The organism is Streptomyces sp. NPDC002130 (genome assembly GCF_040296465.1).
Taxonomy (GTDB): domain Bacteria; phylum Actinomycetota; class Actinomycetes; order Streptomycetales; family Streptomycetaceae; genus Streptomyces.
Map to the genome: position 1 here is coordinate 1 of NZ_JBEOXI010001207.1, position 1,077 is coordinate 1,077.

1 pseudogene is annotated in these 1,077 nt (G+C 65.1%); it reads left to right on the forward strand.

Features of this window, described 5'->3' with window-relative positions:
• Positions 1-199: 199 nt before the first annotated feature.
• Positions 200-997, forward strand: a pseudogene (gene eno, locus ABT116_RS49670) (phosphopyruvate hydratase); the annotation flags it as partial.
• Between the last annotated feature and the right edge of the window lie 80 nt (positions 998-1,077).

The following is a 1,077-nucleotide window of genomic DNA, read 5'->3' on the forward strand; positions in this document are numbered from 1 at the left end:
AGGTCGGACCCGTGACCGCGCGTCGATAAAGAAGCCTTCGGTCCGTGCGGTTAGGCTGTGTGCTGGCACTACAGAGGTGCTGGCACTGCAGAGGCCCAGCCGCGATCGTGGTCCTCTTTCGACCGGAGGGGTCGGAGCCCAAGTGTCAAGCACGCAGAGCGTGCCCCAATGCGAAGCCCATTCGAAGGAGAACCACACAGTGGCCAGTATTGAGCAGGTCGGAGCTCGCGAGATCCTTGATTCCCGTGGCAACCCCACGGTTGAGGTCGAGGTTCTGCTCGAAGACGGAAGTTTCGCCAGGGCCGCGGTGCCGTCCGGCGCTTCGACCGGTGAGCACGAAGCCGTCGAACTGCGCGACGGTGGCGCACGCTACGGCGGAAAGGGCGTCGAGAAGGCCGTGGAGGCTGTGCTCGGCGAGATCGCTCCGGCCATCATCGGTATCGACGCAACCGAGCAGCGCACAGTCGACCAGGCGCTGCTCGATGCAGACGGCACCCCGGACAAGTCGCGTCTCGGCGCAAACGCTCTGCTCGGTGCCTCGCTTGCCGTGGCTCGCGCCGCTGCCGAGTCCTCGGGCCTCGAGCTGTTCCGCTACGTCGGTGGCCCCAACGCTCACGTTCTCCCCGTCCCGATGATGAACATCCTCAACGGTGGCGCGCACGCCGACACCGGTGTCGACGTCCAGGAGTTCATGGTTGCTCCCATCGGTGCACCGAGCTTCAAGGAATCGCTGCGCTGGGGTGCCGAGGTCTACCACTCCCTGAAGTCGGTTCTCAAGGAGAAGGGCCTCTCCACCGGTCTCGGTGACGAAGGCGGATTCGCGCCCGACGTGGCAGGCACCAAAGAAGCGCTCGACCTCATCACGATCGCCGTGAACAAGACCGGCCTCAAGCTGGGTACCGACGTCGCGCTCGCTCTCGACGTGGCCGCCACCGAGTTCTACACCGACGGCACCGGCTACAAGTTCGAAGGCAAGAACCGCACCGCGGCCGAGATGGCAGCGTTGGTGGTCATGACTGCTCCGTCTCGTTCTCGCTGAAGGGATCAAGGGGTGCGTCGAGCAGGGCCGTCAGCTCG